The organism is Corynebacterium sp. NML180780 (assembly GCF_007786415.1).
Classification (GTDB): Bacteria; Actinomycetota; Actinomycetes; order Mycobacteriales; family Mycobacteriaceae; genus Corynebacterium; species Corynebacterium gottingense.
Window position 1 is genome coordinate 114,281 of record NZ_VNKN01000001.1, and the last position, 25,250, is coordinate 139,530.

General features: G+C 69.0%; 25 protein-coding genes. 3 read left to right on the forward strand and 22 right to left on the reverse strand.

Annotated features, from left to right (window positions below; translation table 11 throughout):
- Positions 1-16: 16 nt before the first annotated feature.
- The 9 genes from groES to FPP74_RS00585 all read right to left on the reverse strand — a co-directional run bounded on the left by groES (position 17) and on the right by FPP74_RS00585 (position 6,290).
- Positions 17-316, reverse strand: coding sequence for a co-chaperone GroES (gene groES, locus FPP74_RS00545; RefSeq protein ID WP_038588532.1), 300 nt, complete (start codon positions 314-316; stop codon positions 17-19).
- A 177-nt stretch (positions 317-493) separates the two neighbouring features.
- The gene (locus FPP74_RS00550; RefSeq protein ID WP_255456020.1) at positions 494-988 is read right to left on the reverse strand and encodes a DUF4380 domain-containing protein; all 495 of its coding nucleotides are present in this window, start codon (positions 986-988) and stop codon (positions 494-496) included.
- Positions 989-1,102: 114 nt separating this feature from the next.
- Positions 1,103-2,155: a tRNA (adenosine(37)-N6)-threonylcarbamoyltransferase complex transferase subunit TsaD gene (tsaD, locus tag FPP74_RS00555; protein ID WP_144716787.1), complete on the reverse strand. Its 1,053-nt coding sequence runs from the start codon at positions 2,153-2,155 to the stop codon at positions 1,103-1,105.
- Complete coding sequence (gene rimI / locus FPP74_RS00560) at positions 2,152-2,664, reverse strand: ribosomal protein S18-alanine N-acetyltransferase (RefSeq protein ID WP_144716788.1); 513 nt, start codon at positions 2,662-2,664, stop codon at positions 2,152-2,154. The genes tsaD and rimI overlap by 4 nt, the downstream gene beginning before the upstream one ends.
- A 9-nt stretch (positions 2,665-2,673) precedes the next feature.
- Entirely contained in the window at positions 2,674-3,390 is a 717-nt protein-coding gene (tsaB, locus tag FPP74_RS00565) for a tRNA (adenosine(37)-N6)-threonylcarbamoyltransferase complex dimerization subunit type 1 TsaB (protein ID WP_144716789.1), read from the reverse strand.
- On the reverse strand, positions 3,390-3,923 hold the full coding sequence (locus tag FPP74_RS00570) for a hypothetical protein (protein WP_095546778.1): 534 nt from the start codon (positions 3,921-3,923) through the stop codon (positions 3,390-3,392). The genes tsaB and FPP74_RS00570 overlap by 1 nt, the downstream gene beginning before the upstream one ends.
- 10 nt (positions 3,924-3,933) lie before the next feature.
- On the reverse strand, positions 3,934-4,443 hold the full coding sequence (gene tsaE, locus FPP74_RS00575; RefSeq protein WP_244288081.1) for a tRNA (adenosine(37)-N6)-threonylcarbamoyltransferase complex ATPase subunit type 1 TsaE: 510 nt from the start codon (positions 4,441-4,443) through the stop codon (positions 3,934-3,936).
- A gap of 20 nt (positions 4,444-4,463) precedes the next feature.
- Positions 4,464-5,600 (reverse strand): alanine racemase, encoded by a 1,137-nt coding sequence (alr, locus tag FPP74_RS00580; protein WP_144716790.1) that lies wholly within the window; start codon positions 5,598-5,600, stop codon positions 4,464-4,466.
- Between the two features lie 30 nt (positions 5,601-5,630).
- Entirely contained in the window at positions 5,631-6,290 is a 660-nt protein-coding gene (locus FPP74_RS00585) for a hypothetical protein (protein WP_095277813.1), read from the reverse strand.
- A gap of 105 nt (positions 6,291-6,395) precedes the next feature.
- Here FPP74_RS00585 and FPP74_RS00590 point away from each other — a divergent pair, with 105 nt between their 5' ends.
- Positions 6,396-7,250 carry a dienelactone hydrolase family protein gene (locus tag FPP74_RS00590; RefSeq protein WP_095535314.1) on the forward strand — a complete coding sequence of 285 codons (855 nt, stop codon included), beginning with the start codon at positions 6,396-6,398 and terminating at the stop codon, positions 7,248-7,250.
- A gap of 53 nt (positions 7,251-7,303) precedes the next feature.
- Here FPP74_RS00590 and FPP74_RS00595 read toward each other — a convergent pair whose 3' ends face one another.
- From FPP74_RS00595 to eccCa, 10 genes are all read right to left on the reverse strand, one after another.
- Positions 7,304-7,585 carry a hypothetical protein gene (locus tag FPP74_RS00595; RefSeq protein ID WP_133064017.1) on the reverse strand — a complete coding sequence of 94 codons (282 nt, stop codon included), beginning with the start codon at positions 7,583-7,585 and terminating at the stop codon, positions 7,304-7,306.
- Positions 7,585-9,186, reverse strand: a complete 1,602-nt coding sequence (locus FPP74_RS12130; protein WP_186439350.1) for a hypothetical protein — start codon at positions 9,184-9,186, stop codon at positions 7,585-7,587. Before FPP74_RS12130 ends, FPP74_RS00595 begins: the two co-directional genes overlap by 1 nt.
- The gene (locus tag FPP74_RS00605) at positions 9,183-9,515 is read right to left on the reverse strand and encodes a hypothetical protein (RefSeq protein WP_144716791.1); all 333 of its coding nucleotides are present in this window, start codon (positions 9,513-9,515) and stop codon (positions 9,183-9,185) included. Before FPP74_RS00605 ends, FPP74_RS12130 begins: the two co-directional genes overlap by 4 nt.
- 166 nt (positions 9,516-9,681) lie before the next feature.
- Complete coding sequence (glmM, locus tag FPP74_RS00610; RefSeq protein ID WP_095535312.1) at positions 9,682-11,025, reverse strand: phosphoglucosamine mutase; 1,344 nt, start codon at positions 11,023-11,025, stop codon at positions 9,682-9,684.
- Positions 11,026-11,155: 130 nt separating this feature from the next.
- On the reverse strand, positions 11,156-11,704 hold the full coding sequence (gene rpsI, locus FPP74_RS00615) for a 30S ribosomal protein S9 (RefSeq protein WP_144716793.1): 549 nt from the start codon (positions 11,702-11,704) through the stop codon (positions 11,156-11,158).
- Entirely contained in the window at positions 11,704-12,147 is a 444-nt protein-coding gene (gene rplM, locus FPP74_RS00620) for a 50S ribosomal protein L13 (RefSeq protein WP_038588493.1), read from the reverse strand. The genes rpsI and rplM overlap by 1 nt, the downstream gene beginning before the upstream one ends.
- Positions 12,148-12,399: 252 nt before the next feature.
- On the reverse strand, positions 12,400-12,684 hold the full coding sequence (locus tag FPP74_RS00625) for a WXG100 family type VII secretion target (protein ID WP_095277827.1): 285 nt from the start codon (positions 12,682-12,684) through the stop codon (positions 12,400-12,402).
- Between the two features lie 36 nt (positions 12,685-12,720).
- Positions 12,721-13,038, reverse strand: a complete 318-nt coding sequence (locus FPP74_RS00630; RefSeq protein WP_095277829.1) for a WXG100 family type VII secretion target — start codon at positions 13,036-13,038, stop codon at positions 12,721-12,723.
- 113 nt (positions 13,039-13,151) lie between these two features.
- The gene (locus tag FPP74_RS00635; RefSeq protein ID WP_144716795.1) at positions 13,152-14,186 is read right to left on the reverse strand and encodes a type VII secretion-associated protein; all 1,035 of its coding nucleotides are present in this window, start codon (positions 14,184-14,186) and stop codon (positions 13,152-13,154) included.
- On the reverse strand, positions 14,183-17,842 hold the full coding sequence (eccCa, locus tag FPP74_RS00640) for a type VII secretion protein EccCa (RefSeq protein WP_144716797.1): 3,660 nt from the start codon (positions 17,840-17,842) through the stop codon (positions 14,183-14,185). The genes FPP74_RS00635 and eccCa overlap by 4 nt, the downstream gene beginning before the upstream one ends.
- A 151-nt stretch (positions 17,843-17,993) precedes the next feature.
- Here eccCa and eccD point away from each other — a divergent pair, with 151 nt between their 5' ends.
- Positions 17,994-19,313 (forward strand): type VII secretion integral membrane protein EccD, encoded by a 1,320-nt coding sequence (eccD, locus tag FPP74_RS00645; protein ID WP_186439351.1) that lies wholly within the window; start codon positions 17,994-17,996, stop codon positions 19,311-19,313.
- 3 nt (positions 19,314-19,316) lie between these two features.
- On the forward strand, positions 19,317-20,510 hold the full coding sequence (mycP, locus tag FPP74_RS00650; RefSeq protein ID WP_144716801.1) for a type VII secretion-associated serine protease mycosin: 1,194 nt from the start codon (positions 19,317-19,319) through the stop codon (positions 20,508-20,510).
- A 77-nt stretch (positions 20,511-20,587) separates the two neighbouring features.
- Here mycP and eccB read toward each other — a convergent pair whose 3' ends face one another.
- Genes eccB through truA form a run of 3 tightly spaced genes read right to left on the reverse strand, consistent with a single transcriptional unit; the run spans position 20,588 to position 25,005 of the window.
- Positions 20,588-21,874 carry a type VII secretion protein EccB gene (gene eccB / locus FPP74_RS00655; protein WP_144716803.1) on the reverse strand — a complete coding sequence of 429 codons (1,287 nt, stop codon included), beginning with the start codon at positions 21,872-21,874 and terminating at the stop codon, positions 20,588-20,590.
- Between the two features lie 57 nt (positions 21,875-21,931).
- On the reverse strand, positions 21,932-24,103 hold the full coding sequence (locus FPP74_RS00660) for a DUF6541 family protein (RefSeq protein ID WP_144716805.1): 2,172 nt from the start codon (positions 24,101-24,103) through the stop codon (positions 21,932-21,934).
- Positions 24,104-24,153: 50 nt separating this feature from the next.
- Positions 24,154-25,005 (reverse strand): tRNA pseudouridine(38-40) synthase TruA, encoded by an 852-nt coding sequence (gene truA / locus FPP74_RS00665; RefSeq protein WP_255456021.1) that lies wholly within the window; start codon positions 25,003-25,005, stop codon positions 24,154-24,156.
- Positions 25,006-25,250 lie beyond the last annotated feature (245 nt).

The window sequence follows — 25,250 nt, forward strand, 5'->3', positions numbered from 1 at the left end:
GCTAAGCCCCCTTCGCTTACTTTTCGACGACAGCGAGCAGGTCGCGAGCAGACAGCAGCAGGTACTCCTCGCCGTTGTACTTCAGCTCGGTGCCGCCGTACTTGGAGAACACGACGGTGTCGCCCTCCTTGACGTCCGGGGCGACGCGGTTGCCGTTGTCGTCCAGACGACCCGGGCCAACAGCGATGACGACGGCTTCCTGCGGCTTCTCAGCGGCAGAGTCCGGGATAACCAGGCCGGAGGCGGTGGTGGTTTCAGCCTCTGCGATCTGGACGAGAACCTTGTCTTCCAGCGGCTTGATATTGACGTTTGCCATAATCGGTACCTTGGTGACCTTTCGTGATGTTGCGTTGCAATCTTGCAGGTTTTGCAGTTGTCTCGATTGTCTCGATGCGCAGCCGTCGTCGCGGGTAAACAACTGTGCTCTACACAACCTGGTTAGCACTCTACCCACACGAGTGCTAAGTCACAACAACACGGCCCCCCGAAATCGCTACTGCGCGTGATCCGCGTTCAGTACCGCGTTGCGCCAGAGCTCGTATTCCTCCGGATTGTCCTCGCGGTAGTTCTGCACCGCGCGGATCGCCTGATCCACAGACTCGATGGTGCGCTCCTCCACGCTCTTGCCCTCGCGGTTGGTAAAGATGACCGGTCCGCAGATCGCGCGGGTCGGGTCCGTGAGAAACGCCGGGTTGTTCGTCGCCGCGGTGTTGCGCGCCAAAGAGGCCACCGGGTTCGGCTGCGCGCCCTGAGCGCGAGCCTCCGGGTTGAACAGCGCGTGGAAGCGGTTGCCTTCCTGCTCAAATGCGACGTCAACAAAGTCGTCGCGCATCCCGCCAAGGAAGTCACGCGCCGTGTCCTCATCAAACACGATGCGGCGGTAGCTCAGGTCCGGCGACACCAGGAAGCCGAACCGCTCCCGGTCCGCCTGCTCCGGATTCGTCGTGGTCTCCGGCGTGTGGCCCGTGGCGTGTGATGCATCAGTCATGGTCAGCAATCCTCCCTGGCGCAGTGCTGCTCTGGTGCAGTGCTCTACTCTCGCCCACCAACATAGTCACTCCCCAGCGTTTGTGCAGGAGCGAAAGCTCCTCCGGGCCAGGGGTCACGCGCCGACGAGCGGCGTTTCCACCTCGAGCGACGTGTCGGTGGCCGTGGACAGCGGGGACGGCTGCGCGCCCTCGTGAATCAGCTGGCCGGCCAGCGCGGCGATCATCACGCCGTTATCAGTGCATAACGTGAAGCGCGGAACCCGTAGCTCGATGCCGTGGGCCTCGCAGCGCTCGCGCGCGAGCCCGCGCAGCCGCGAGTTGGCCGCCACGCCGCCGCCGAGCAGCAGCGTCCGCGCACCGGTGTCCTCGCAGGCCATGACAGCCTTGGCGGTGAGCACGTCACACACCGCCTCCTGGAAGGAGGCACACACGTCTTCCATGCTGATGACGCGCCCCTCTCGCTCAGCGGCCTCCACGTAGCGGGCGACCGCGGTCTTCAGCCCGGAGAAGGAAAAGTCGAAGCGGTGCTCCCCACGCAGGTCCTGCGCTTTGAACAGGCCGCGCGGGAACGCGATGGCGTTCGGGGCGCCTTGCGCCGCCAGCTTGTCCACCACGGGTCCGCCCGGGTACCCGAGGCCGAGGAGGCGGGCGACTTTGTCGTAGGCCTCGCCGACGGCGTCGTCAAGCGTCGAGCCCATCTCCCGCATCGGGCGGCCCACGGCCTGGACCTCGAGCAGCTGGGTGTGGCCGCCGGAAACCAGCAGGGCGATGGAGTGCGGCAGCTCGGACTCGCCCTCCAGATTGGCCACCGCGACGTGGCCGCCGAGGTGGTTCACGCCGTAAAAGGGCACGCCCCAGGCGGCGGCGTACGCCTTCGCCGCGGACGCGCCGACCAGCAGCGCGCCGGCGAGGCCCGGGCCGACGGTCGCGGCGACGGCATCGGGCTTGGCAATGCCGGCCTCGCGCAGCGCGGCCTCCATGACCTGCGGCATGGCCTCGAGGTGGGCGCGCGAGGCGATCTCCGGCACCACGCCGCCGAAGCGCGAGTGCTGCTCCATCGAGGACGCGACGGCGTCCGCGAGGACCTCCATCGTCCCGTCCGGGTGCAGGTCCACGATGCCCACGCCGGTCTCATCGCACGACGATTCAATCCCCAGCACGATCATGCTTCCTGCTCCCCTTCTGGTGATGTATGACTTCCCCGCGCGGTCCTGCGGGGGCGCATCATAGCGTACGCGTCCGCGCCCGACGCCTGGTAATAGTTCTTGCGCACGCCGGTGGTGGCAAAGCCGTAGCGCTCGTACATGGCAATCGCGGGGGCGTTGTCTGTGCGCACCTCGAGGAACACGGGCCCGTCGAGCAGGTCGGCGGTGTGCAGGAGCTGGTCCATCAGTGCTCGGCCGACGCCGCGGCGCTGGTGCGCCGGGTCGACGCCGATGGTGTGGATCTCAAACTCGGGGTCCTCGCGCGGGCCCAGCATGGCCAGGCCGGCGTAGCCGATGAGCACGCCACCGTCAGTGTCGCCGTCATCGAAGGCGCCGACGTAGAAGGTGTGGCGCTGGGCAAACTCCGCCAGCAGCATCTTCTCGGTCCACGGCTGATCGCCCGCAAACAGGGCCTGCTCCAGCTCGGCCACGCGTACGGCGTCCGCCGGGACCAGTTCCCGAAACTGCACGTGCTCCCCTTACTTCCCCGGCGCGCGGAACTGGGAGAGGTCCACCTCCGGCAGGGCGGGCGACCTCGGGGTCGCCTTCGGCGGGACGGCGTCCGGGCGGCGCAGGTAGTGCGGCACCAGCGGGCCGGGAGTCGCGGTGAGGTCGGCCGCGGCAAGAAGACCGGCGGTGGTGGGCGCCTGGTAGGTCAACCGCTCCGCCTGCACCGTGAGTTGTTCGGGGAGCTGCTCGGCGAGCTGCTCGGGGACCGAGCAGACCGCCACCGGCGGGCACTCCAACGCCGCCGGGGCCACCACGTCGGGGCCGTCTACGCGCGCGCCGGCGTCGTAACGCGCCCAGTACACCTCGCGCCTGCGGGCGTCGGTGACCACGAGGGCCGAGGGGGCGTCCAGCAAAGCGGCGACCGCGTCGTGCGTGACCACGCCGTGGACGGGGACGCCCAGAGCCTGGCCGAACGCGGACGCCGTTGCCATCCCCACGCGCAGACCGGTGAACGGGCCAGGGCCGCAGCCCACCACGATGGCGTCGATGTCCGCAAACGCGCGACCCGCGCCCTGAAGAAGCTGCGTCACCGTGGGGACGAGCAACTCGTTGTGGGCGCGGGTGGCGGTCACGGACTCCGCGATTACCTCGCAGGAATTAGGGCTGGCGGGGTCAGCGGGGTCGGAGACCTCCGCCAGGCCCGCGACCAGATCTGTCGTTGCCGTGTCGAGTGCGAGTACAAGCATTACTGCGCCGGCATCATGAACCACTTGCCGCCCTGCTTGCCCACGATGATCGGGGTCTGCAGCGGGTAAGCAGTGGTGGCCGGGGCCTGGCAGATGTCCACGTAGCGCAGATCCACCTTGTCCAGACCCGGCTCGGCGTTTTCATCCTGCTTCAGCAGCGCGACGTACGCGGTGTTCTTCTCGTCATCGCTGGCGTTCTCGTCGGCGCTCATCTCCAGGTCGTCCTGGGAGAGGTGCAGTGCCTCCAGCTTGCTGTTCAGCAGCTCCGGCGGCTCGGTCGGGCACAGGGTGGTAAAGCCCATGTACTGCTCTGCGTCGTAAATCTGGCTCGGGTCCAGCATCTGCCCCATGAGCGCGTCGCCGCTCGGGTTGAGCTCCTCGATGGAGTCCTGCAGCGAGTTCGTCGGCGTTGCGGAGGCTGCCTGCGCATTCGGGCGGGACATGGGGATGAAAATCATCGCGACGAGCAGCACGACCCACAAAGCGCAGGCCAGCGCAACCCATCCGCGGTTGGTGTTGGAGAGCTTCAGCATGGGCTAAAGCCTACATTGACTGGCCAGGATCGCCAGTTTGCCCCTCACCCGGCTCGCCGCCGCGCCACTCCCAGCCGATAATGCGCCCCTCCGAGTCGGGGTCCTCGCGCACCATCGTCTCACGGTCCAGCGTGACCAGCAGGTAGCGCGACCCGAGCTGTTCGATCAGCCCGCCGCCCCACTCCGCAACCACCACGGCCCGGTCCAGCTCCGTATCCAGGTCCAGCGCGTCAAGCTCGCCGAGCGGGTCGCCGCTCGAACCCTCACCGAGCAGCCGGTACGCGTCGACGTGAATCAGCGAGGGGCCGCCGGACAGCGACCGATGCTCCCGCGCAATCACAAACGTCGGGCTGGTCACCCGCCCCTTCACGCCGAGCCCGTCCGCAATGCCCTGCGTCAGCGTCGTCTTCCCGGCGCCGAGCGGCCCGTCCAGAATCACCACATCGCCCGCGCGCAGGGTCGCGCCGAGCTCGCGGCCGAGCGCCTTCGTCTCAGCCGCAGTTTCGCACACTCGTTGCACGTGTCTCCCTCGCCTTTCGCTTATCGACGCCCCTCTCTTCCCTCCCCAACATACTCCCGCACCGTCCTGCCCTTGGGCGCGCACAGCACCTCGTAATTGATCGTGCCCACCGCGCCCGCCAGCTCGTCCGCGCTCACGCCGCCGTCGCCGAAAAGCACCGCCTCGTCCCCCGGGCGCACGGTGCTGGCGCCGGTGGCGCCATCCGCGCCGAGCCACAGCACGATCTGGTCCATGCACACCCTGCCCACCTGCGGGTACCACTGCCCGCCGATGGTGGCTCCGAAGTGGTCCTGCCACGAGCGGCCCACCCCGTCCGCGTACCCCACCGGGACGAGCGCCGTGTACCCGTCCTCCGGCGCCTGCCAGGTCAGGCCGTAGCTCACGGACTCGCCGCGCGCGATCGGCTTGACCGCCACCACGCGGGCCGCCCACGTCATCGCGGGCCGCAGCCCGTGGGTCTGGCCCGGCACCGGTTCATCGCCGTACAAGCTCAGCCCCGGGCGTACTTGCTCGCAGTGCGCCTCCGGGCAGGTCCACAGGGCCGGCGAGTTTGCAATGTGGTTGACCCGCGGGTCCAGGCCCGCCGCCCGCGCCTGCGCCTGGGCGCGGGCAAACGCGGCGAGCTGTTCCGCGGTAAACGGGTTGCCCGGGTCGTCCGCGCAGGCCAGGTGGCTCATCACGCCGACGACGCGGATCGCTCCTTCCTCCTCGGCGCACGCCGCCCGCGCGAATGCCTCTGGCCACGCGTCCTCGTCCAGCCCAGAGCGGTTCATGCCGGTGTCCACGATGAGGTGGACGCGGGTGGGGGTGGGAGTCGCGGGGGCGTCGATAAGCATGCCCAGGTGCGCAAGTGAGGGGACGCCGACCTCGATCCCGGCGGGGATCTCCTCGCCTGGGGTCCACAGCCAGGCCAGGACCGGCTTGTCGGTGAGCTGGGCGACCTGGCGGGCCTCGGCGAACGTGGCGACGCCGAACGCATCCGCGCCGTTGCGGTCCATCACCGGCACGCAGCGCTGCACGCCATGGTTGTACGCGTCCGCCTTCACCACGCACATCAGGCGCGCGGGACCCGCCTGTGCTGCGAGGACGCGGGTGTTGTGCGCGATGGCATCAAGATCGATGCGGGTGACCAGCGGTTGCGGACGTGTTGGGTTCATGCACGCTATTGTGCACCACTCGCGACCGGTTTAAAGCAAGTGCAGGACGCCGAGCAGGATGAGCAAGGCGGACACCGCCCACGTCGCGGCCAGGGTCACAGTGTGGGGGTTCGAGCGCGCCCACGCAAACCCGCGGCCCGCCAGACTCTCCGGGCGGGCGCGGACCCAGCCGACCAGCAGCGCGGACAGGGTTGGCAGCGACAGGGCCACGGTGGCGTAGAGGACCAGCGACGTGTAGCGGATCTCCGGCGGAATGCCCGCAGTGGAGAGCAGGGCCAGCCCGCCATAAAATGGCATCGAGGTGGCTGATTGCACCACACCGAGGATGAAGCCGGTGACCACCGTCAGGGCGTTTGGTTTGCGGAGCGTTTTCAAGATGGCGTCGATAAGCTTGCTGTTGTCTCCGCCCTTCAGCGCGAGCACCGCGGTCGCCAAGCCTGTGACCAGGAGGAGCACGCCGAAGATAGGGCCGTCGACGAAATCGTGGACGAGGGGTCCGAGGCCGTCGAAAATAGCGAGCATGAGCAGGGCGAGGCTAGCCACTCCCAGCCAATCGCCCGCGATGAGCAGCGCCGTGATGGCTGCGTAGGTGCGGCTGTGGCGGGGCACCATGATGCCTACCGCCACGATGACGCCGATAAGCAGTAGGTTCACCGAATCGACGAATGCGAGCGAGAGTGCGCCGAGCATCCTGCCACCTCCTATCGTTCCCGGCTCACCCTAGCGGAAACGACGCGCGGGGCCGAAGCCGTGGACTGCGCACGTACGACGCGCTGCTCGAGTACCATTGTCGGCGTGTCTGCGAAGTTGAAGAATCTTTCCGAACTGTCCAAGCGCGGCCCGCACCGCGTCCTCGAGGGCGACCTGGGCTACACCGGCCTGCCCGGCAAGGTGTACGCGCCGGTGGAAGGCAAGGACCTGCCCGCCGTCGCCTTCGGGCACGACTGGACCAAGAAGGTCGGCGACTACCACCGCTTCCTGCGCCACCTGGCCAGCTGGGGCATCGTCGTCGCCGCGCCGAACACGGAAACGGGGCTGGCACCCGACCACCGCGGCTTCGCCGCCGACCTCGAAACGGCGCTGCAGATCTGCGCGGGCGTGCGCCTGGGCAACGGCAACATTACGGTCTCCTCCGGCAAGCTCGGCATGGTCGGCCACGGCATGGGCGGCGGCGCCGCGGTGCTCGCCTCCGTGGACAACCCGCAGGTCCGCGCCGTTGCGTCGATCTACCCCGCAAACGTGGCTCCCTCCTCCACGGAGGCGGCGCGCTCCACGTTCGTGCCCGCGATGATCATCGGCCCGGGCCCCGAGGGCGACGCACTGTTTGATCCGGGCAACCCCGCGAAGCTGGCCTACAACTGGGCCGGTGACGCGTGCTACCGCACCATCAAGAAGGGCGACCAGCAGGAGTTTTCCGAGGACGGCCTGCTCAAGCGCGTCCTCGGGTTGGGCAAGTCCAACCGCAGCATCCAGGAGACCGCGCGCGGTCTGGTCACCGGGTTCCTCCTGCACCAGCTCGGCGAGGAGAACAAGTACTCCGCCTACTCCGACCCGGAGGCCGCGGGTGGCAGCGTGAAGTCGCTGGTGGGCGACGAACTCGCGGAGGCCGCCGGGCTGAGCCGCGACGACAGCGGGTTTTCGCTGTTCTAGGCGCGTACTAGGCCCGTTTTAGGCACGTTTTAGGCGCAGCCTCGCGATCATCCCTACCGTGGGCGCCTCCCGTTCGGTGGCTCGCGGCGCAGCACCGCCCGGATCGGCTTCTGCCCGTCCTCCGGCGGTTGTAGCAGCTTGGATGTCTTGAGCGGGTAGCTGTACTCTCCGCGCGGCACGACCAGCGGTGGCTTGTTCGGGTTCGCCTGCGCCATCGCGTGGTACTTCGCGGTCTGCGCCATTTTGCGCTGGTTGTCTCTGAGCATGGCCTCGAAATCCAGCATGCGCTTCTGGGTGCGTCGCCGGTACTGCTCGGCAAACTCTGCGAAATCCATCACCATTCCCCTGTCTTCTTGATTGTCCACGGCTCATGCGCTACCTGCGCTGGCTGCTCGGTGTGTTCAGGCTCTGCTGTGTGTTCAGTTTGTCCTTCGTGCTGCTCCGGTTGCGGTTCGGCGCCCGGGTCAGTGGCAGACGGTGGCTCGGGAGCCTGGGCCGCTTCGGTCGGCGCGTCCTCCAGGTGCGCGACCTTCTCCGGCGGCGGGGCCGGCTCCTCCACCTGCGCAAGCTCAGGTGGCGGCGGGATCACGCCGTCCTCGGGCACCGGTTCGGGCTCGGGCTCCGACGTCGGTTCAGGCTCTGGCTCGGGCACCGGCTCTGGCTCTGGCTCCGTGACTTCGTGCGTACAGCACTCCGCCCCGGGGCACTCCGCCACCGCGTCGAGCGAGGCCGCAAAACAGTCGAGCCCTTCGAGTACCGCCGCGGCGCCGACCTGCACCAACGTGCCGACCCACGCAGAGGAATCCGAGGAAACCTGCTGCACCGGGGGCTGGAACTGCGACACCGTCTCACAGTCCACCGCCTCAAGCCCCGCGTTGACGGCGCCGTCGAGCGCGTAGTTGAAGTTCACCTCAATATTCATCGGCGGCATCTGCGGCGCCACAGGCTGCGGCGCCTGCGGGAACACCCCCGCGCCAGCGCCCAACGCGGCGGACGCCGCCGACGTCGCGGCCTGTGACGCGGAGAGGCTCATTGCGCCCCCGCCCACCGGAGCGGGGCGCTCAACGCACCTCGACTCGAAGCGGGGGCACTCGCGCTGAGCCGGGGGCTCCGGTACCGGTGCCGGCGCGGGGTCCGGTGCGACAGCCGGCGGCGCCACAGGCTGCGGCGCCGGCTTCGGGGAGGGAGCCTGAACCGGTTCCGCGCACTGCGCAGCAACCGTCCCGGCCGCGCCCGCGCCCACGCCTCCCGCCGCGCCCGCGTCACAGGCACCGCCGCCGTACTCCACCTCGGGTGCCGGCTGCCGCTCAGCGACCTGCTCCACGCACTTCGCAATCGTGTCCAGGCAGTCCTCGATCACGCAGTTGCGGTCCGACGCGGTCGCATTCGCCTGCGTGAGCGCACCAATCGCCACGTCAATGACCTGGTCGGTGAGCTGCGGGAACCCGAACTTCACAATCATCTCCAGCATGGTGCACACCGGGGAGAGCATCTCCTGCATCGCAATGTCGCCCGTCGCGCACACGTCCTCGATGGCCTTGCAGCACTCCTCGATCTGCCCGCCGACCTCATCGACCTGCGTGAAGTGCTCGGCTTCCCGCTCGGCGTCCGAGGACTCACGCGCGGTGATGCCCACTTCGTCGAACCAGGGCCCGCAGATCGGCTCGCCTGTGGGACCGCGGCCGCCGCCGGGAGGTCCGAAGATGTCAGTCCCCAGGCTCCCGCCCGCGCTCACACTGCCCGTGCCACCGCACCGGCCGCGCAGCTGCGCACCCGTCTGCGCGAACTGGCTAAGGTTCTGGCCTCGCAACCTGTCGATGCTGCAGAGGAGCTCGTTCGCCATCCCCTGCGCGGTCGCACGTTTGCTTGACGACGCCACCGGCGCCGCCAAAATCAGCGACATCATCCGCTGCACTTCTGCCTCCACCGCCGTCACGAGAGCACCTCCCCGGCGCTAATCCCCGGCCCAAAGCCGGACGCGTTGCCCTCGTCCGTGCGCGCCACGTCGGAGGCGAGCTGCATGATGCGTTCCCAGTTGTGTGTGCGGGTGCGTAAGTAGGCGGACGTGGTGGCGTCGATAAGCTCGAGCGCCGCCGCTATCCGCGCCCCCTGACTCGCAAACCCCTGGCCAAAGCTCGCGGGCTCAACCCGCGCGGGATGCGCCGCGATGGCCTCCCCCGCCGCCTCGTACGCGCCGATGGCTTGCGTGTAATGCTCGCGAACCGCCTCAACATCGACGTCGACGCCGTGCTGCGATGCGCTCATTGTTCCACCCCCATGATGTCCCCCGACCCGCGTGCGCGGGCCGCTGTTTTTGTTGTCCCCTTATTAGACGCAGCTACACCCCCTCCGGTTCCCTCTCCCCGGAAACTTTTTCAAACCCCCTGTTTCCGGGGGCGGGAACCGACTGCGCGGGACGCCTGCTCGCAGACTACACGGCCGCGACCACGGCGGCGAGGCGACCGGCCACCTCGCGTGCGTGCTTCTCGTCCGAAGCCTCCACCATCACGCGGAAGATCTCCTCGGTGCCGGAGGCGCGCAGCAGGACGCGGCCCTGGTCTCCCAGCTCCGCCTCTGCGGCTTCCTTCGCGGCGATGACCTCCGGGTCCTTGAGAATGGCGGACTTATCCGACACCGGCACGTTGATCAGCTGCTGCGGCAGCACCTGCATCACCTGCGCCAGCTCGGCGAGTGTCTTGCCGGTCTCCGCCATGCGCGCCATGAGCAGCAGGCCGGACAGGGTGCCGTCGCCGGTGGTGGCGTGGGCCGGGACGACGATGTGGCCCGACTGCTCGCCGCCGAGCGAGAAGCCGCTGCGGTTGAGCGCCTCGAGCACGTAGCGGTCGCCCACCGCGGTCTCCTCGACGGCGATGCCCTCGCGCTGCATCGCAAGCTTCAGGCCAAGGTTGCTCATCACGGTGGCAACGAGGGTGTTGTCCGCCAGGGAGCTGCGCTCCTTCATGCCGGTGGCCAGGATGGCCATGATCTGGTCGCCGTCGACAATGTTGCCCTCCGCATCCACGGCCAGGCAGCGGTCCGCGTCGCCGTCGTGCGCCAGCCCGATGTCTGCGCCGTGCTCAACCACGGCCTTCTGGATCTGATCCATGTGGGTCGAGCCGGAGCCGTCATTAATGTTGAAGGCGTTCGGAGCGTTGTGGATCGCGGTCACTTCGGCGCCCGCGGCCTCGTACGCCTTCGGGGCGACTTCCGACGCCGCGCCATTGGCACAGTCCACCACGACCTTAATACCGCTGAGGTCGGTGGTCATCGCCTCGGCGAGGTGCGCGAGGTAGCGCTCCTGCGCGTCCGGCGCCTCCTCGATCACGCGGCCGATGCCTGTGCCGGTGGGGCCGGTCTCCTCCAGCGTGGCCATGGTCCGCTCGATCTCGTCCTCAACGTCGTCCGGCAGCTTCTTGCCACCCGCGGAGAAGAACTTGATGCCGTTGTCCGGCATCGGGTTGTGGGACGCGGAAATCATCACGCCGATGTCCGCGCCGTAATCATCAGTCAGGAACGCCAGGCCCGGCGTAGGAATCACGCCGACGCGGAGCACGTCCACGCCTTTCGACGCCATCCCCGCCGCCATGGCCGCCGCCAGCATTTCGCCGGAGACGCGCGGGTCACGCCCAATCAGGGCGGTCGGGCGGCGCTTGGTGGAGCGCCGGTCGCGCGTCAGCACGGTCGCGGCCGCCGCGCCAAGTTTCATTGCCAGGGACGCCGTGAGCTTCTCGTTTGCAAGTCCACGGACGCCGTCAGTTCCAAACATTCGAGTCATACGGACAATTATGCAGCACACCCCGGCGGCGCACAGGTGCGGGGCCTGCCCGAGCCCCCCACCAACGACAAAACGCCGCCACCCCAGGTGAACGGGGCGACGGCGTAAAGCCTTGCAGTAATGGAAGCGATTAACGCTTGGAGTACTGCGGTGCGCGACGGGCCTTGTGCAGACCTGCCTTCTTGCGCTCGACGGCACGTGCGTCACGGGTGAGCAGGCCAGCCTTCTTCAGGGTCGGGCGCTCAGCCGGGTTGTACACGTTGAGTGCGCGGGCGATGGCCAGACGCAGTGCGCCTGCCTGGCCGGTCGGGCCACCACCGTTGAGGTTGGCTTTGATGTTGAACTGGCCTTCGCGCTCGAGCAGCGTCAGCGGCAGGAGGATGTCCTGCTGGTGCAGCTTGTTCGGGAAGTACTCCTCGAACTCGCGGCCGTTGACGGTGATCTTGCCCTCGCCCTCGGTCACGGTGATGCGAGCGATTGCGCGCTTACGGCGACCGACGGTCTGGATCGGACCCTCGTGCAGGTTCACCGGCTCGGCGACGGTATCCTCGGACTCGTCAACCTCGGGCGCAACTGCGTCGCCGATGGTGTAGTTGAATTCCTCGGTTGCGGCGGTGGCGGCGTCGATGTCGCCAGCGTCTGCAACGTTGTTCTCTGCGTTGGTGTTCGGCTCGGTCATTACTGTGCCACCTGCTTAAACTCGTAGGTTTCCGGCTTCTGCGCAGCGTACGGGTGCTCGTCGCCGACGAAGACGTGAAGCTTCTTGATGGACTGACGGGAAAGCTTGTTGTGCGGCATCATGCCCTTCACAGCTTCCTCGATCACGCGGTCCGGACGCTCGTCCAGGGCGCGGCCCAGGGTCATGGACTTCAGACCACCCGGGTAACCGGAGTGGCGGTAGCGCATCTCACGATCGCGCTTGTTCGAGGAGATGTGGATCTTGTCGGCGTTGATCACGATGACGTGATCGCCGGTGTCAACGTTCGGTGCGAACTGCGGCTTGTGCTTGCCACGCAGGATGTCCGCTGCGGTGGAAGCGAGCTTGCCCAGCACCACGTCGGTTGCGTCGATGACGTACCACTTACGGGTAATGTCACCGCTCTTCGGGTGGTAAGTAGACATGCATGACTCCTTAAAGTCTGTCTAGATGGCTGCCGGCCATACTTCGGTGCCCGCGCCCCCAACGGCGGCCGGTGGAGACCCGATGGGCGCGTCGCCGGTTCAAACCGGCAGGACACACAGGGGTATAACCATACGCGATACTCGCCCTTACTCCAAAACAGCGAAGCGCCGCCGCAGGATCCCCCAATCCCACGGCGGCGCTCACGTTTCCCCCTGTATTGATTCCCCCGAATCTTCCCCCGAGACCCCCTGTTAGCCCCAGCTGTTTGCTGCGGCGTTGTTAACGGCGCTCATGGTGTTGTTGCCGTCCTCGACGGTGTTGGCGATCTGATTGAGGATCTCGTTGAGATCCGCCGCCGCCTGATCCCACTTGGCCTGGTGCGCCATGTAGCTGGTCGCGGCCTCGCCTTCCCAGGTCGCCGTCATCGGACGGATGACCTCCTTGAGCTCGTTGAGCTGGCCGTTGATGGTGGCGGCGGAGGTGCGGATGTCCTGGGCGGTGCTGCCGATCTGGCCAAAGTCGTACTTGATGTGCATGTCAGTGGTGTCCTTTCGGTGAGGTGTGAGTTGTGGTTACAGCGCCAGTCCCGCGGAGCCGGACAGCTGGTCCAGGCTCTCGGTGGTGGTCACGTCGGTGTTCTCGTAGTGCTTGGCGTTGTCGCGGATGTTGTGCGAGATGTCCGTCAGCGCCTCGGTGAGTCGGCGCTGGGCGTCGTCATAACGCATCATCAAGCCGTCGAAGCTGCGCTGCGCGCTGCCCTGCCAGAACGTGCGGACGGACTCGGCGACCCCCTGGATCCGGTCGATCTCGCGGTTGACGTCCGCGTTGACGGAGTCAGCGTGGTCTGCCGTGGAGCGCATCACATCGGCTTCAGTCTGAAAGTTGCTCATGGTTCCCCCTCGTATCAAGAGTGTCTGGTTGGCAAACAGTCACTGTGTTGTGCTGTTCATATATTGGACGTAAAAAGATGCCCGTCGGTTCCCTCGGTTGAGAAAAAAGTTTTCTACCCTTCCAAGGCAACCACCCCTTTATCCGCATCTACCTGCACGTTTCCCCCGTCAAAGCGCGCAGAATTCATTGCCATCGCGCACGTCGCTTCCTGGATCTGCGTCGGTACTTCGCGCGTGTGGCACCCCACCGAGAGCTGCACGTTGCCCTCGGGCCAGGTCTTCCACAGCGCCTGCGAGCCGTCCGCCGCCCGCTCCAGGTAAGTCACTGCGTACCCGTCGGTGGTGACCAGCTCGACGTCGTCGTCAAGCGCAATATCTTTGCGCAGCTGCTCCGCAAGCGTCTCCGGGGGCAGGTTGAACCGATCGTCCACGCTCAGCTGCAACCGGAAGTTCGGGTCGGGCCCGACCGCGCGCCACATGTCGCCGTCCTGCTCCAACGTAAACCCGGCGGGCAGCTCGACGCTCAGACCGTCCTGCTCAATCACTTCGGGCGCAGGGGCTTCATGCTTATCGACGCCCCCTCCCCCTGTACCATCCACCCCGGTCTCCCCAAACAAGCCCCGGACGGTGAGCCATACCGCCACGGCGCACGCGAGCACAACCACCCCGACGACGCCGGCGAGGACCCACGTGCCGCGGCGATCCGTGTCCGGTGCCAGCTCGCCCGCAAGCCCCTGCTCCGGCTGTGGTCGCCGCACCGGCGAAGGCCGCGCCGGGTACGCCTCGGCGGGCCCGATGCCGTCGGGCTCCTCCCGGAGCCGGTGCCGCGGCTCTGGCGCTGCGCTAGCCTGCTCAGGCTCGTGAGCGTCGCTGCGCTCCCATTCGTCCGTGGCGAGTTCGCCGGTGAGGTGGACGTCGTAATCCGCGAGCGCTTGGTCCACCGCGTGGATCACAGACTCCTGGGCCACGAGGTGCACGTGCGCCCCGCCCGGGTCGGGCCCGAAGATGCTGCGCACGTTGCGCGCCACCTCGGCGGGGCTCGGCGCATCCAGGCGGTGCAGGTTTGCCGCGCCGGAAAAGGTGGTGGCCTGTTTCGTGATGACCACGCGCAGCGTCGGCGTGTCTTGAGAAGTAAAGGTACTGGTCATAGGTGTTCTCCTTCCTCATACGGGGCACACAGCTGCACCGTGCCCACCGTGGTCCCGGCCTGCACCAGCGTCGCCCGCCCCGGGGCCTGCGGCGTCGGCTTCACGCCGAACAAGGCGCCCTCGTCGCGGGTGCCGTCCATCACCAGCACATCCGGGTGCACGTCCTTCATCGCGCCGAGGAAGCCGCCGAACAGGGCTCGCGAAACGCCGCCGAACTTGCGGGCGGCCACCACGTGCAGGCCGATGTCCCGGGCGTGCGGAAGCAGCGCTACGACGTCGCGCAAGTGCTCGTCGCCGACGAGCTCCAGGTCGTCGATGACCAGGTAGATGTCCGGCCCGGACCACCAGGAGCGCTGCGCCAGCTGCACCTGTGTGACGTCCGCGCCGGGCAGGCGGGACCGCATCGTGGTCACCAGCGCCTTGGTCGCGTCCGCGATCGCCGTCGACGAGGCCGCGTACGCCGCCGTCATCTCGTCCGACGCGCGGCCCAGGTGGGCCCGGCGCGGGTCGCAGATGACCATGCGCGCCTGCTCGCGGTCCATCGCCTCGATCGCGGTGATCGCGCTGGCAATCACGGTGGACTTGCCCGACCCGCCCGCGCCGATGGCCAGGACGTGGCCCGACTCGCAGCGCACCGGTGCCAGGTGCGGTCCGCCGATGCCGAGGGGGATTGTGGGTGGAGTGGGCGTGGCGTCGTTAAGCAATGCCCCTGTGGTGACGTGGGCGGGCAGGACCTTGAGCCTGGGGACCGGCGTTTGGTCAGCGGCCTGGGCGGCAATGTGCGCGAGGTCCTGCGTGTTCGCGCGGGCGAGCAGCATGTGCTTGCCGCCGGGCGTGAGTCCGTGTCCGGGCTTGGCGGGCAGCTTTTGTTGGAGTTTGCGGTCAATGAGCGAGTCCATCGGCTCGGTCAAGTGCAGCTCGTAACGGGTGCCAATGAGGTCGCGCACGTTTGGGCGGATCGCGTTCCAGCGCTGCGTCGTGACCATAAGGTGCACGCCCGCGGCCGGCCCCTCCGAGGCGATGCGCGCGAGCGGCTCCTTGAGGTCCTCAAACTTGGAGTCCGGCGCGGTGAGCGTGTGCCAGCCGTCGATGAGCAGGATGGTCTCGCGCGCGGGGCGCATGCTTGCCGACGCCACCTCGATCACCCCCGTCACCTCATCCACCACGCGGCGCACGCGCTCCTCGTCGCTGCGCAGCGCCACCCCCGCGACGTGCGGCAGGCGCTCCAGGTCGTCGAGGCCGCCGCTGCCCGCGTCGATTCCGTAGACCGCCAGCTCCTCGGTGGTGTGGTGCAGGCAGAGGGCGGCCACGATGGTGCGCAGCGCCGACGACTTCCCGGTCTGCGGCCCACCAGCGATCGCGATGTGCCCGCCGGAGACGGAGAGGTCCACCATGAGCGGGTCTTGGCGTTGGCGGTAGGGGTCGTCGATAAGCCCGGCGGGTGCCCGGAGCCGTTCCGCGCCGGCCCCGCTGACGGTGTGGAGCTCCAGCGCGTCCGGCAGCGGCGGCAGCCACACCTGGTGCGCGCGCATCCCCGCCGCATCCGCGAGTTCGCGGGCCCGCTGCACCACCGCGTCCAGCGTGGTCGTCGAGGCGTCCGTGTCCACCTTCGTCTGCGCCTCCAGCGCGGGAGGCTCCCAGCCCTCGAACAGGCGCACCGCCGGTGCCTCCGCCGACGCCCCCTCCACGACTCGCCTGGTCAGCGGGCCAGACACGTAGGAGGCGCGGAACCGGACCAGATCGGGCGAGCCCGCCTTGAGGAATCCGGACCCGGGCTCGCCCGGCAGCTCGTAGGCATCCGGCACGCCCAGGACCTGGCGGGACTCGCCCGCGCTAAACGTCTTCAGGCCGATGCGGTACGACAGGTGCGAATCCAACCCGCGCAGCTTGCCCTCGTCCAGCCGCTGGGAGGCCAGCAGCAGGTGCACGCCGAGCGAGCGGCCCAGCCTGCCCACCGCCACGAACAGGTCAGCAAAGTGGGGGTGCTGCGTGAGCAGCTCGGAGAACTCGTCCACGATGATCACCAGCGTCGGCAGCGGGTCCAGCGCCTCTCCGCGCAGGCGGGCCGCAGTGTAGTCGGTGATGTTGGCAAAGTTCCCGGCGGTACGCAGCAGCTCCTGGCGTCGATTCATCTCCCCTGAGATGGCGTCGTACATGCGCTCCACCAGCACGGCTTCATCTTCCAGGTTGGTGATCACCGCGGATGTGTGCGGCAAGGCGTCACAGCCCAGGAAGGTCGCGCCACCCTTGAAGTCCACGAGCACCAGGTTCAGCTCATCAGGCGAATGGGTGGCGGCGAGGGCGGCGACCAAGCTCCGCAGCATCTCCGACTTACCGCTGCCCGTCGCGCCGATGCACAGCCCGTGCGGGCCCATGCCGCCGTGCGCCGCCTCCTTGAGGTCCAGGTACACCGCCTGCCCGTCCGGCGTGGCCCCAATCGGCACCGTCAGCCGCTGCCGGGTCCCTTCCCGGCCCGGCCACATGGTGTGCATATCCAGCGTCTGCACGTCGTCATAGCCCAGCATGGCCAGCAGGTCCCCGCCCGTCTTGCGCGCCCCGGTGCCGTCCTCGGGCCGGCGGTAAAACGCCAGGTGGCGGGCGATGATCTGCGCCTCCTCGTCCGCGAACCGGTCGGGCGTGCCGAGATGCTCGGAGCCAGATTCCGTCATCGCCGTCAGCGTGTCCTCGCACACAACGTGAAAGGCGTGCTCGTCCACAAACGCGTCCGCGTCTGGGTGCACCGTGATCACGCAGTCCGCGGCCTGGGCAGTCTGGGCTATCGACGCCGCGTGCCCCCGCTGCCCCGCTCCCTCCGGCTCCGCCTGCGCATCGAGGACCGCGACGCGAAACTCCGCCTGCTCCGGCTCCCTGGTGTGCGGCAGCCACTTCGCCCACCGCATCCCGGAATGTTCCAGGTCCAGCCCTACCAGCTCCGGGCCGTGGAAGAACGCCAGCTGGGACACGATCGCGCGAGCCACCTCGCGGGCGCGCGGGCCCGCCAGCGTCACCGAAGGAAACGCGGCGAGCTGCACCACGATCGGCATGCCCGCCACAGTGTTCACCGCCGCGACGGCACGTCGCAGGCTCACCGCGCACACCGGATCCAAGTCCTCGGGCGAGCCCGGGTCTTCCACCTCAACCGGCGTGCACAGCGCCATGTTGCCGGTGCCCAGCCGCACCTGCAGCGCCTCCGGGCTCGCGGCGGTGCGCTCCCACACCCGGTAGGTGGGCACGCCCGTGAGCAGTAGCGCGGGCTCCGGGTGCACGTAGGTGAAGTGCTCGCGCTGCTGGACCGCATTGGTGCGCGCCCGACGCGTCAGCGCGTCAAGGTGGCGCAGATAAACGCGCCGCGTTTCGTCCATATCGCCCTGCTGCTCCTGCGGTTGGAACATGGCGAGCAACCCGAACGCCATCATGAGCGGGAAGATGAGCATCATCGGCCCCACGGCGCGCCCCGATAGCATCATCAGCGCCATCACCGCGCCGACCGCCACCATCATGATCACGGGCATAAGAATGCGCAGCATGGGCATCGGCTGCTGCTTCTGCGCCTGCGGCACGGCCTCGGCGTGCAGCGCGCCAGCCGGCAGCGCAGGCGCCTCCCCCAGCTGCGTCGGCGCTGGCGCGAGCACCGGGTTCTGGTCGACTCCGAGCACGGGACGAATCCCCCCCCTATCGTTGCTGGCCACAGCCGCTGGTTCCCCCGAACCAGCCCCCGAGCTGTGGACGTGCCCGGCAGTTTACGCCATACTTGGCACCACCGCGCGGCAAATGGGGGTCCGCGCCAGATTCACGGGGGTTTATACCTTGGTAGCCACGTCCGCGCACCACATCGTGCGCATGACCGTCCGCGTCAGCGCCGTCTCGTTCCACCGCGACATCGACCTGACGCTTCCCACCTCGTCCACCTTCGCGGAGATCCTCCCGGAACTCGCCACGTTTGTGGAGCTGCCGCGCATCCATCGCCCGTGGGAGGCGACCACCGTCGGCGGCGAGCCCCTGGACATGGTGACGCCGCTGCACAAGCTGAAGCTTCGCGACGGCAGCGTCGCCGTCCTCCGACCCCAAGAGGTCACCGAACCGCCCATGGTGCGCGACGCCGCGGAGTCCCTCGACGTGGCCGCCGCCGGTGCCCGGGATACGCGCGGGCTGAGCGTGTTCGCCTCCTTCGCCGGCTGCGCCGGGCTCGCCGTGGTGGCTGGCATGTTCGTATCCACCCCAGTCGCGCTCGGGCTGGGCGTGCTCGCCCTGTTCGCCCTCTCCATGGGCTCCGGTTCGCGGTCCCTGTTCGCACCGCTTCCCGTGCTCGCCGGTGCCGCCGTCGCCCTCTGGGTGGCGGGCGAGCCCGCGCAGTGGGGCGGTGCTGCCGACCCGGCGCTGGGGGTGCTTGCCGGTGCCGCCACCGCGTGCGTGCTGCTCGTCGGCGGCGCCGTCACCGGGCTGGCCGCCACCTTCCCGGCGACGCTCACCGCCGCGCTGGCCGTGCTGCTCAGCGCGGGGGCGTGCGGCGCGTGGTTGCCCGCGCGCCACGCGCCCGCGGCGCTCGCCGTCCTCGCCTGCCTCATCGCAGTGCTTTCCACGCCCGCCATCGCCACCCGCGCCGCCGGGCTGAAGGTGCCGCGCGTGCCCACCGCCGGCGAAACGTTCACCACCGCGGACGGGTACCAGGTGGACGTCGATAAGCGAAGTGCCCGTGCTGTGACCATCGTTGCCGCGGTCTCCTGCGCGGTGGCGGCCTGCCTGGTGCCGTCGATACTCGCGACCGTGTGGGACGGCGGGGCCTGGCCGTTCGCCTTCGCGGTGTGCACCGCGGGCGCGCTGGCCATCTACGCGGGGCGCAATCACTACCCGGTGCCGCGGGCCGCGCTCACCGCCGCGGCGCTCGGGGCGGTGCTGGCCTGCGCGGTCGCCGTCGCACGCAGTGCCCACCCGCATCCGGTGTGCATCGCGCTCGCCGTGTTGTTGTCACTGGTGGCAGCGACGGCGAGCCTGTGGATCCCGCGCGTGCCCGAGCTCGAGCCGACCACCGTCGTGTGGTTCGAGCGTGCCGAAACCGCGGCCATCATTGCGGCGATCCCGCTGGCCGTGCATCTGACCGGCGCGTTTTCCATGATTCGGGGGCTGTGACCGATGCGCCGCATCAGTTGGGCCGCGGGGGTCGCGCTCTGTGTCGCCACCCCGGTGACGTTTGTCCCGCCTGCACACGCCCAGGACTATGACTGCACGGTTCCCGTCCACGCACCCCCGCCTCCCGCGCGCACCGCGGACGAACGCGCGCGGCTCGATGCGACCGATCCGCTGGCCAAAGCACACGCATTTGCCACCGGGCGCGGGGTGCGCGTGGCCGTCATCGACACCGGCGTGCACCCACACCCGCAGCTGGACCAGCTGCGGCCGGGCCGCGACTTTGTAGACCGCGACGCCCCCGACCCGCTTCGCGACTGCGACTCGCACGGCACCGTCGTCGCCGGCATCATCGCCGGAACGGAGCTGGGTGTGGCGCCCGACGCCGAGCTCATCTCCATCCGGCAGACCTCCGCGCACTACCGCGACCACGCGCAGGAGGGCGAGGACCCCACCGCGGGATCGCTCGCTACGCTAGCCAGCGCCATCCACAACGCCATCGACGAAGGCGCCCACATCATCAACGCCTCTGTCGTATCTTGCCAACCGCCGGAGCTCGCGGCGCGCATCGACACCGGCCCGCTCGACGCCGCACTCGCCCGCGCCGAAGCCGAAGGTGTGCTCGTTGTCGCCGCCGCCGGCAACGAATCCGGCGAGTGCAAGCAGGGCTTCGCCGTCTACCCCGCGCACTCGCCCACCGTGCTCGCCGTCAGCGCGCGCGACACCGCCCACGACCTGGCGGGATACTCCATCCGCATCCCGGGCCCCGCGCTCTCCGCGGCGGGCACGGTCCCGCTGGCGCTGTCCTCCGATGGCACCGGCTTTGCCACCGGCACCCTGGGAAGCAACGGCCCCGCCCCCTACGCAGGCACCAGCTTCGCCGCCCCCGCCGTCACCGGTGCCGCGGCCCTACTAAAGCAGCGCCACCCGCACCTGGGCCCCGCCGAGCTGCGCGCACACCTCTACGCCGCATCCCAGCCCAGTGGCGGCGCACTCGACCCGTACGCCGCCGTGACCCAGCTCGAGCCTCAATCGCTTCTCGACGCCCCACCACTCACCCTCACCCCCACCACCGAACACACCTCACCGTCCGTCGGCCGGCTGGGCCAAGTCCTCCTCGCCGCTTCCCTACTGCTCATCGCGCTGGTTGGGGTGGCGCGGCTGCGTGGGCTTCGTGGGATGCGGCGGCAGCGTAACTAGCTGGTCGGGCTGAGGCGGGTCGGGGTGCTGGTTTTAGGCCGAATCCACTCTGCCACCGCAGAGTAAGAAGCTGCTTGCTAGTAGGTCGCTGTCAGCGCGGCCTCGCGAGTAAGCCGCTCGCCCGCCGGCAGCAGCTGCACGATCGACCACGGCACCTGCTCGGTCCGCGCAACGCCCACGGTCTCCAGCGTGCCCGCGTCGGGCGCCTCGTAGCGCAGCCCGGTTTGGTCCACAACGTGGTAGCCGTGCCCGGTGTCCACGGCCACCGCACCACTCGGGAGACCCGCGAAGCGGGTGGCAGGGCCCTCACCGGACAGCAACACACTCCCCTCGAGCGCTTCGCTCGCAAGCAGGTGAGCGGCCCCACCGCTTTCGGTGGCGCAGGTCGCAAGCGCTCCATCAGCGGCATCAGAGCTATCTACCCCGGCAACCGCGCCCGCCGGGTCGAGGAATCGCACCAGGCGCCCGGGCAGGCGGATGTCCACCGCGGGCTCGGCGTCGGGCCGGTCGGCGACTGCTTGGGGTGTGAGTTCGGAGGGGATGGCGCCGGCGTCGATAAGCATTTGCGCCTGGGCGCTGGTGATTTCCTGCACGCCGCGGGAGGTGTCCGCCCAGTCGCTGGTGCCGGTGCGGATCACGCGCGGCAGTGGGTTGGGTAGGGCGAACGGCGGGTGCTCGCGGAGCGCGCCGAGGACCGGGGCTGGCGGGCGCCAGCGCGGGGTGGTGGCGTCGATGCCGAGCCCGCGGCGGATCACGCGGCCTTCCGGCGTGGCCGGCGGCGGCAACTGCGTGCGGCCGTCGCGGGTGACCAGCCATTCGCGGCCATCGGCTTCGGCGAGGAGCGCGGTGTCCTCGGCAAGCAGGGGCGCCTGCGCGGGCACGGCGAGCACCACGACGGCGTCGCCGGGCGCGGTGCACGCCGCCCAGTGCGTGTCCTCGGCGTCCTCTGGGGCGAACACGGACGGCGCGACCCCGATCCCCACCGGCACGCCCCGGGCAAGCGCGGCCAGGTGCTCGTCGCCTGCACGCACCGGCTCCTCCGGCGCTCCCACGATCAGGCGGGCCGAGGTTAGGTTGGTCACCGGGTGCACGGTGTCGTCCACGCGCGCAAACAGGCTGCCGTCCGCAGCACGGATCACCGCCGCCTCGCCTGGGTCCGGGTTCGGACGCATCCACGCAAACAGCCCCATCACGCCCGAGATCATCAGCACCGCCACCAGGCCGAAGATCATCGCGCGGCGGCGCGAGGACAGCGGGTCGTGGATCATGCGGATGTCGCCAAGAATCAGGCCGTGCTCCACCCTGCGCCGCAGGAACCGGTGGCCGGACACCTGCGTCTTTGTCGTTGGCAGCAAACGCGCCATGTGTGCATCCCCCTCAAGCAGTCTGAACCCGGCTCCCCCGAACCGGACCGCTTCAGGCTACTGCAAAGGCGCTGTCCCCGCAGCATAACCCGCCCCGCCATTCGCGGGCTCGAGCTGGTAGAGCGTGTCGGAGCCGTGCTCGTGGGCGTCGTTAATCATGCCCTCGAGCTCAGCGCGGGAGAACTGCTCGTTGACAGCAAAGATCACCACATCGCCCTTGCGGTAGACGGGCGTGAGGCCGCGCGAGGTCCAGAAGCCGCGCTGCATCTGCAGGCGCTCCAGCTGGATCGGCCAAAACGCGCCCGGGCTGAGCATGTAAAACTTGATGTTCAGCGCCTCCGCGCCCTCGTCCACAATGTTCTTCGCGGTCGGGTCGCCGCGCAGGCCCTCGCCGATCTCGCGGGCAGCCCAGTAGGTGATGTCCATGTTGGAGCCCAGCCCGCCGGTCGGCCACAGGTAGTGGCGCGACAGCGTGGGCAGCCCGTTGTACGCGTAGGCCCACGAGTGGCCATCGGCCGGATCGCCCATGATCGTGCCATCCCACGCCGCGGGCTGGGTGGCCAGCCAATCCCAGGCGGCGAGGTCATCGTCATCAACCATGCGGTCATCATTGCGCCCGCCGTCAAACGCGCGCCGCTCGCCGTCCACGGCACCGGCCTGCACCATCGGCGTGCCAATCAGGGCGAGCACCAGGGCAATGCTTATCGACGCCACCCCGCTCCCCTTCTCCCACCCCCGGGAGCCCAGCCGCGCGGCCACCGGCGCGAGCGTGAACAGGCGGATCATCACCGCGACCCCGATCGCCGCGCCGACCGCCACCGACAGCGCCACCGGGAAGATCAGGCGGTGCGCCGTGTTGTAGTGCAGGTTGCCCACCAGCGTGAGCAGCCCGGAAAGCGGGCCGCCCACCGGTGCGAGCGCGTTCGCCGCGATGGCAAGCCAGATGGCGTAGAACAGCGGGGCCCACACCTGGCGGCGCCACACCACCAGCGCCACCGCGCCCAGCCCCGCCAGCCACAGCAGCACGGTCGGGTCGAAGCCCGGGAACAGCTGGTGCACGTGGCGGGTGCCCATCGTGAACGCGGCCGCCCACCCGCTGTCCAGGTCCTCGCTCTCCACGGGCTTCCAGCCCGACACCTCCTCGGCCTGCGCCGAGCCGGCGAACACCTGCGGCAGGTACAGCACCGCGCCGATGATGCCCGGGGCCGCCAGCCACAACGTATCGCTGATTCGGCCGCGCTCGGGCGCGACCAGCGTGGACGTCAGCCAGTACAGGCCCACGCCGATGACCACCACGGTCACCGCCGCCGGGTGGGCGGTGAGCACGCCGAGCAGCCCCACCAGCGCGGGCAGCGCCGTGATGCGCTCGGCTGGGACCCGCACGAACTGCCAGATGACCATGCCGGTCAGCGACATGGCGAACAGGTACGGCCACATGCCCACGTAGTCGCCGACCCAGATGAGCTGCGGGGCGACGGTCACGAGGATCGCCGCGAGCCCGCCCGCAATCTGCGCGGTCAGCCCGCGCGAGCGCAGGAATGCAAAGGCCATGCACGCCGCCGTCGCCGGCAGCGCCAGCCCTGTGAGCACAATCATGCCGATATTCAGCGTGGGGATCGGGTCGAGCCCGGCCACCTTGCCAAACATCGCGATGCCGGTGTGGAACGCCGACGGGTAGAGCAGCTGCGCGTGCGTCTCCACGTTCTGCAGCTCGCCCAGCCTGGTTGGCGAGGCAATCCCCTCATCCATGATGAAGCGCACCAGGTTGGCGTGCCACTGCACGTCCCACCCCTGGACGATGTTGTACACGCCGTGCGGCGAGCGCACGAGCCAGCCGATGCGCTCGCTGATGAGCAGCCACGCGCCAACCACCACGCCCGCGGTGGGCAGCAGCCAGTACAGGTCCAGCAAGGTGCCCTTGCGCCAGTCCCCCGGGAAAAGCGCGCGCCGCCACGTCACGGCACCGCCGCGCCGCGCCTTGCGAGCAAACGCGTACCGCCACACCGCCGCCGCCGCGAACGCGACAACCAGGCTCACGCCGAGCGTCCACAGGTCCAGCGGCGCCGAGGTCAGCCCCCACACCCAGGCGCTCATGCCGAAGATGCCAAAGCTCACCGGCAGCGCCGCGGCCAGCGCGCGCGGCCCCTTCGCGCCCGCGATGAGGTTGAACAGGAACCCGGGCAGCAGGAAGAACGGGACGGCGAACCACGCGGCTGCAACTGGTGTCATCGTTCCTCCTTGCTCTGATACTTCGCTAGCATTCTAGGCCTTTGGGTTCGCTACAGTGTGCGCCGGTCGCGCGTCGTCGCAATTCTTTCCGCAAACGCGCTCTCGTGCGGATAGTCCACCCGCGTCAGCGTCAGCCCGCGCGCCGGCGCCAGCGGCACCTCCGGGTTCCGCGCGCGCTCCCTGAGCAGCCCCGTGACCCATTCCGCTTCACGACGCCCCTCCCCCACCGTCAGGCACGCTGCCACCAGCGCGCGCACCATGTTCCAGCAAAAGGCGTCCGCGGTGATGCGCGCCTCGAGCACGCTTGCCGCCGCCTCCGCCCACCCAAACTCCTGCACCTGCCGAATCGTCGTCGCGTGCTCCTTCGGCTTGCAAAACGCCGCGTAGTCGTGCAGCCCCACCAGCTGCGACGCCGCCTCCTGCACGCGCCCCAGGTCCACGGGCTTCGGCCACACGGCGGTGTCGGTGCGCCGGGTCGGCACCGCACCCGCCGGGTTGGTGGTCACCTTGTAGGTGTAGGAGCGTGAAAGGGCGGCGAAGCGGGCGTCGAAAAGCGGGCTGACCTCGCGGACCCCGAAGACGCGCACATCCTCCGGAAGGAGCTTGGCCAGGCGCCGTACCAGGCGCGTCGGGTCGCCGCCGAGCGAGCGCTGCTCGAGCGAGGCACGTGGGATGTCGACGTGCGCGACCTGGCCGGTGGCGTGGACGCCGGCGTCGGTGCGGCCAGCGACGGTGAGCGTGATCGGCGTGCGCAGGACCAGCGACAACGCGTCCTCAATGGTGGCCTGCACGGTGCGCACGCCCGACGTTTGCCGAGCCCAACCGTGAAACTCTGTGCCGTCGTACGCGATGTCCAGCCGCACCCGCATCAAGTCTGGGTCGTGCTGCGCTGCGTCGTTCATTCGCATAAGGCTAGCAAACGGCGCTGGCGTGGCCGTGCTGGCGGCCCACCGCCGGCCCACCGCCGGAGATACCGATACTAAGATCCCGATAGGACGCTCCAAAACGGGCATTTTCGGGATCTTACTATCGGTATCTACCGAAACACACCGCGAACACACCGCGCGCGATGGCCCCGGAACGCGCAAAACGGCCCCTCCCGAACGAATCGGGAGGGGCCGCAGCGAGCCCGGAGACGCGGGAGCTA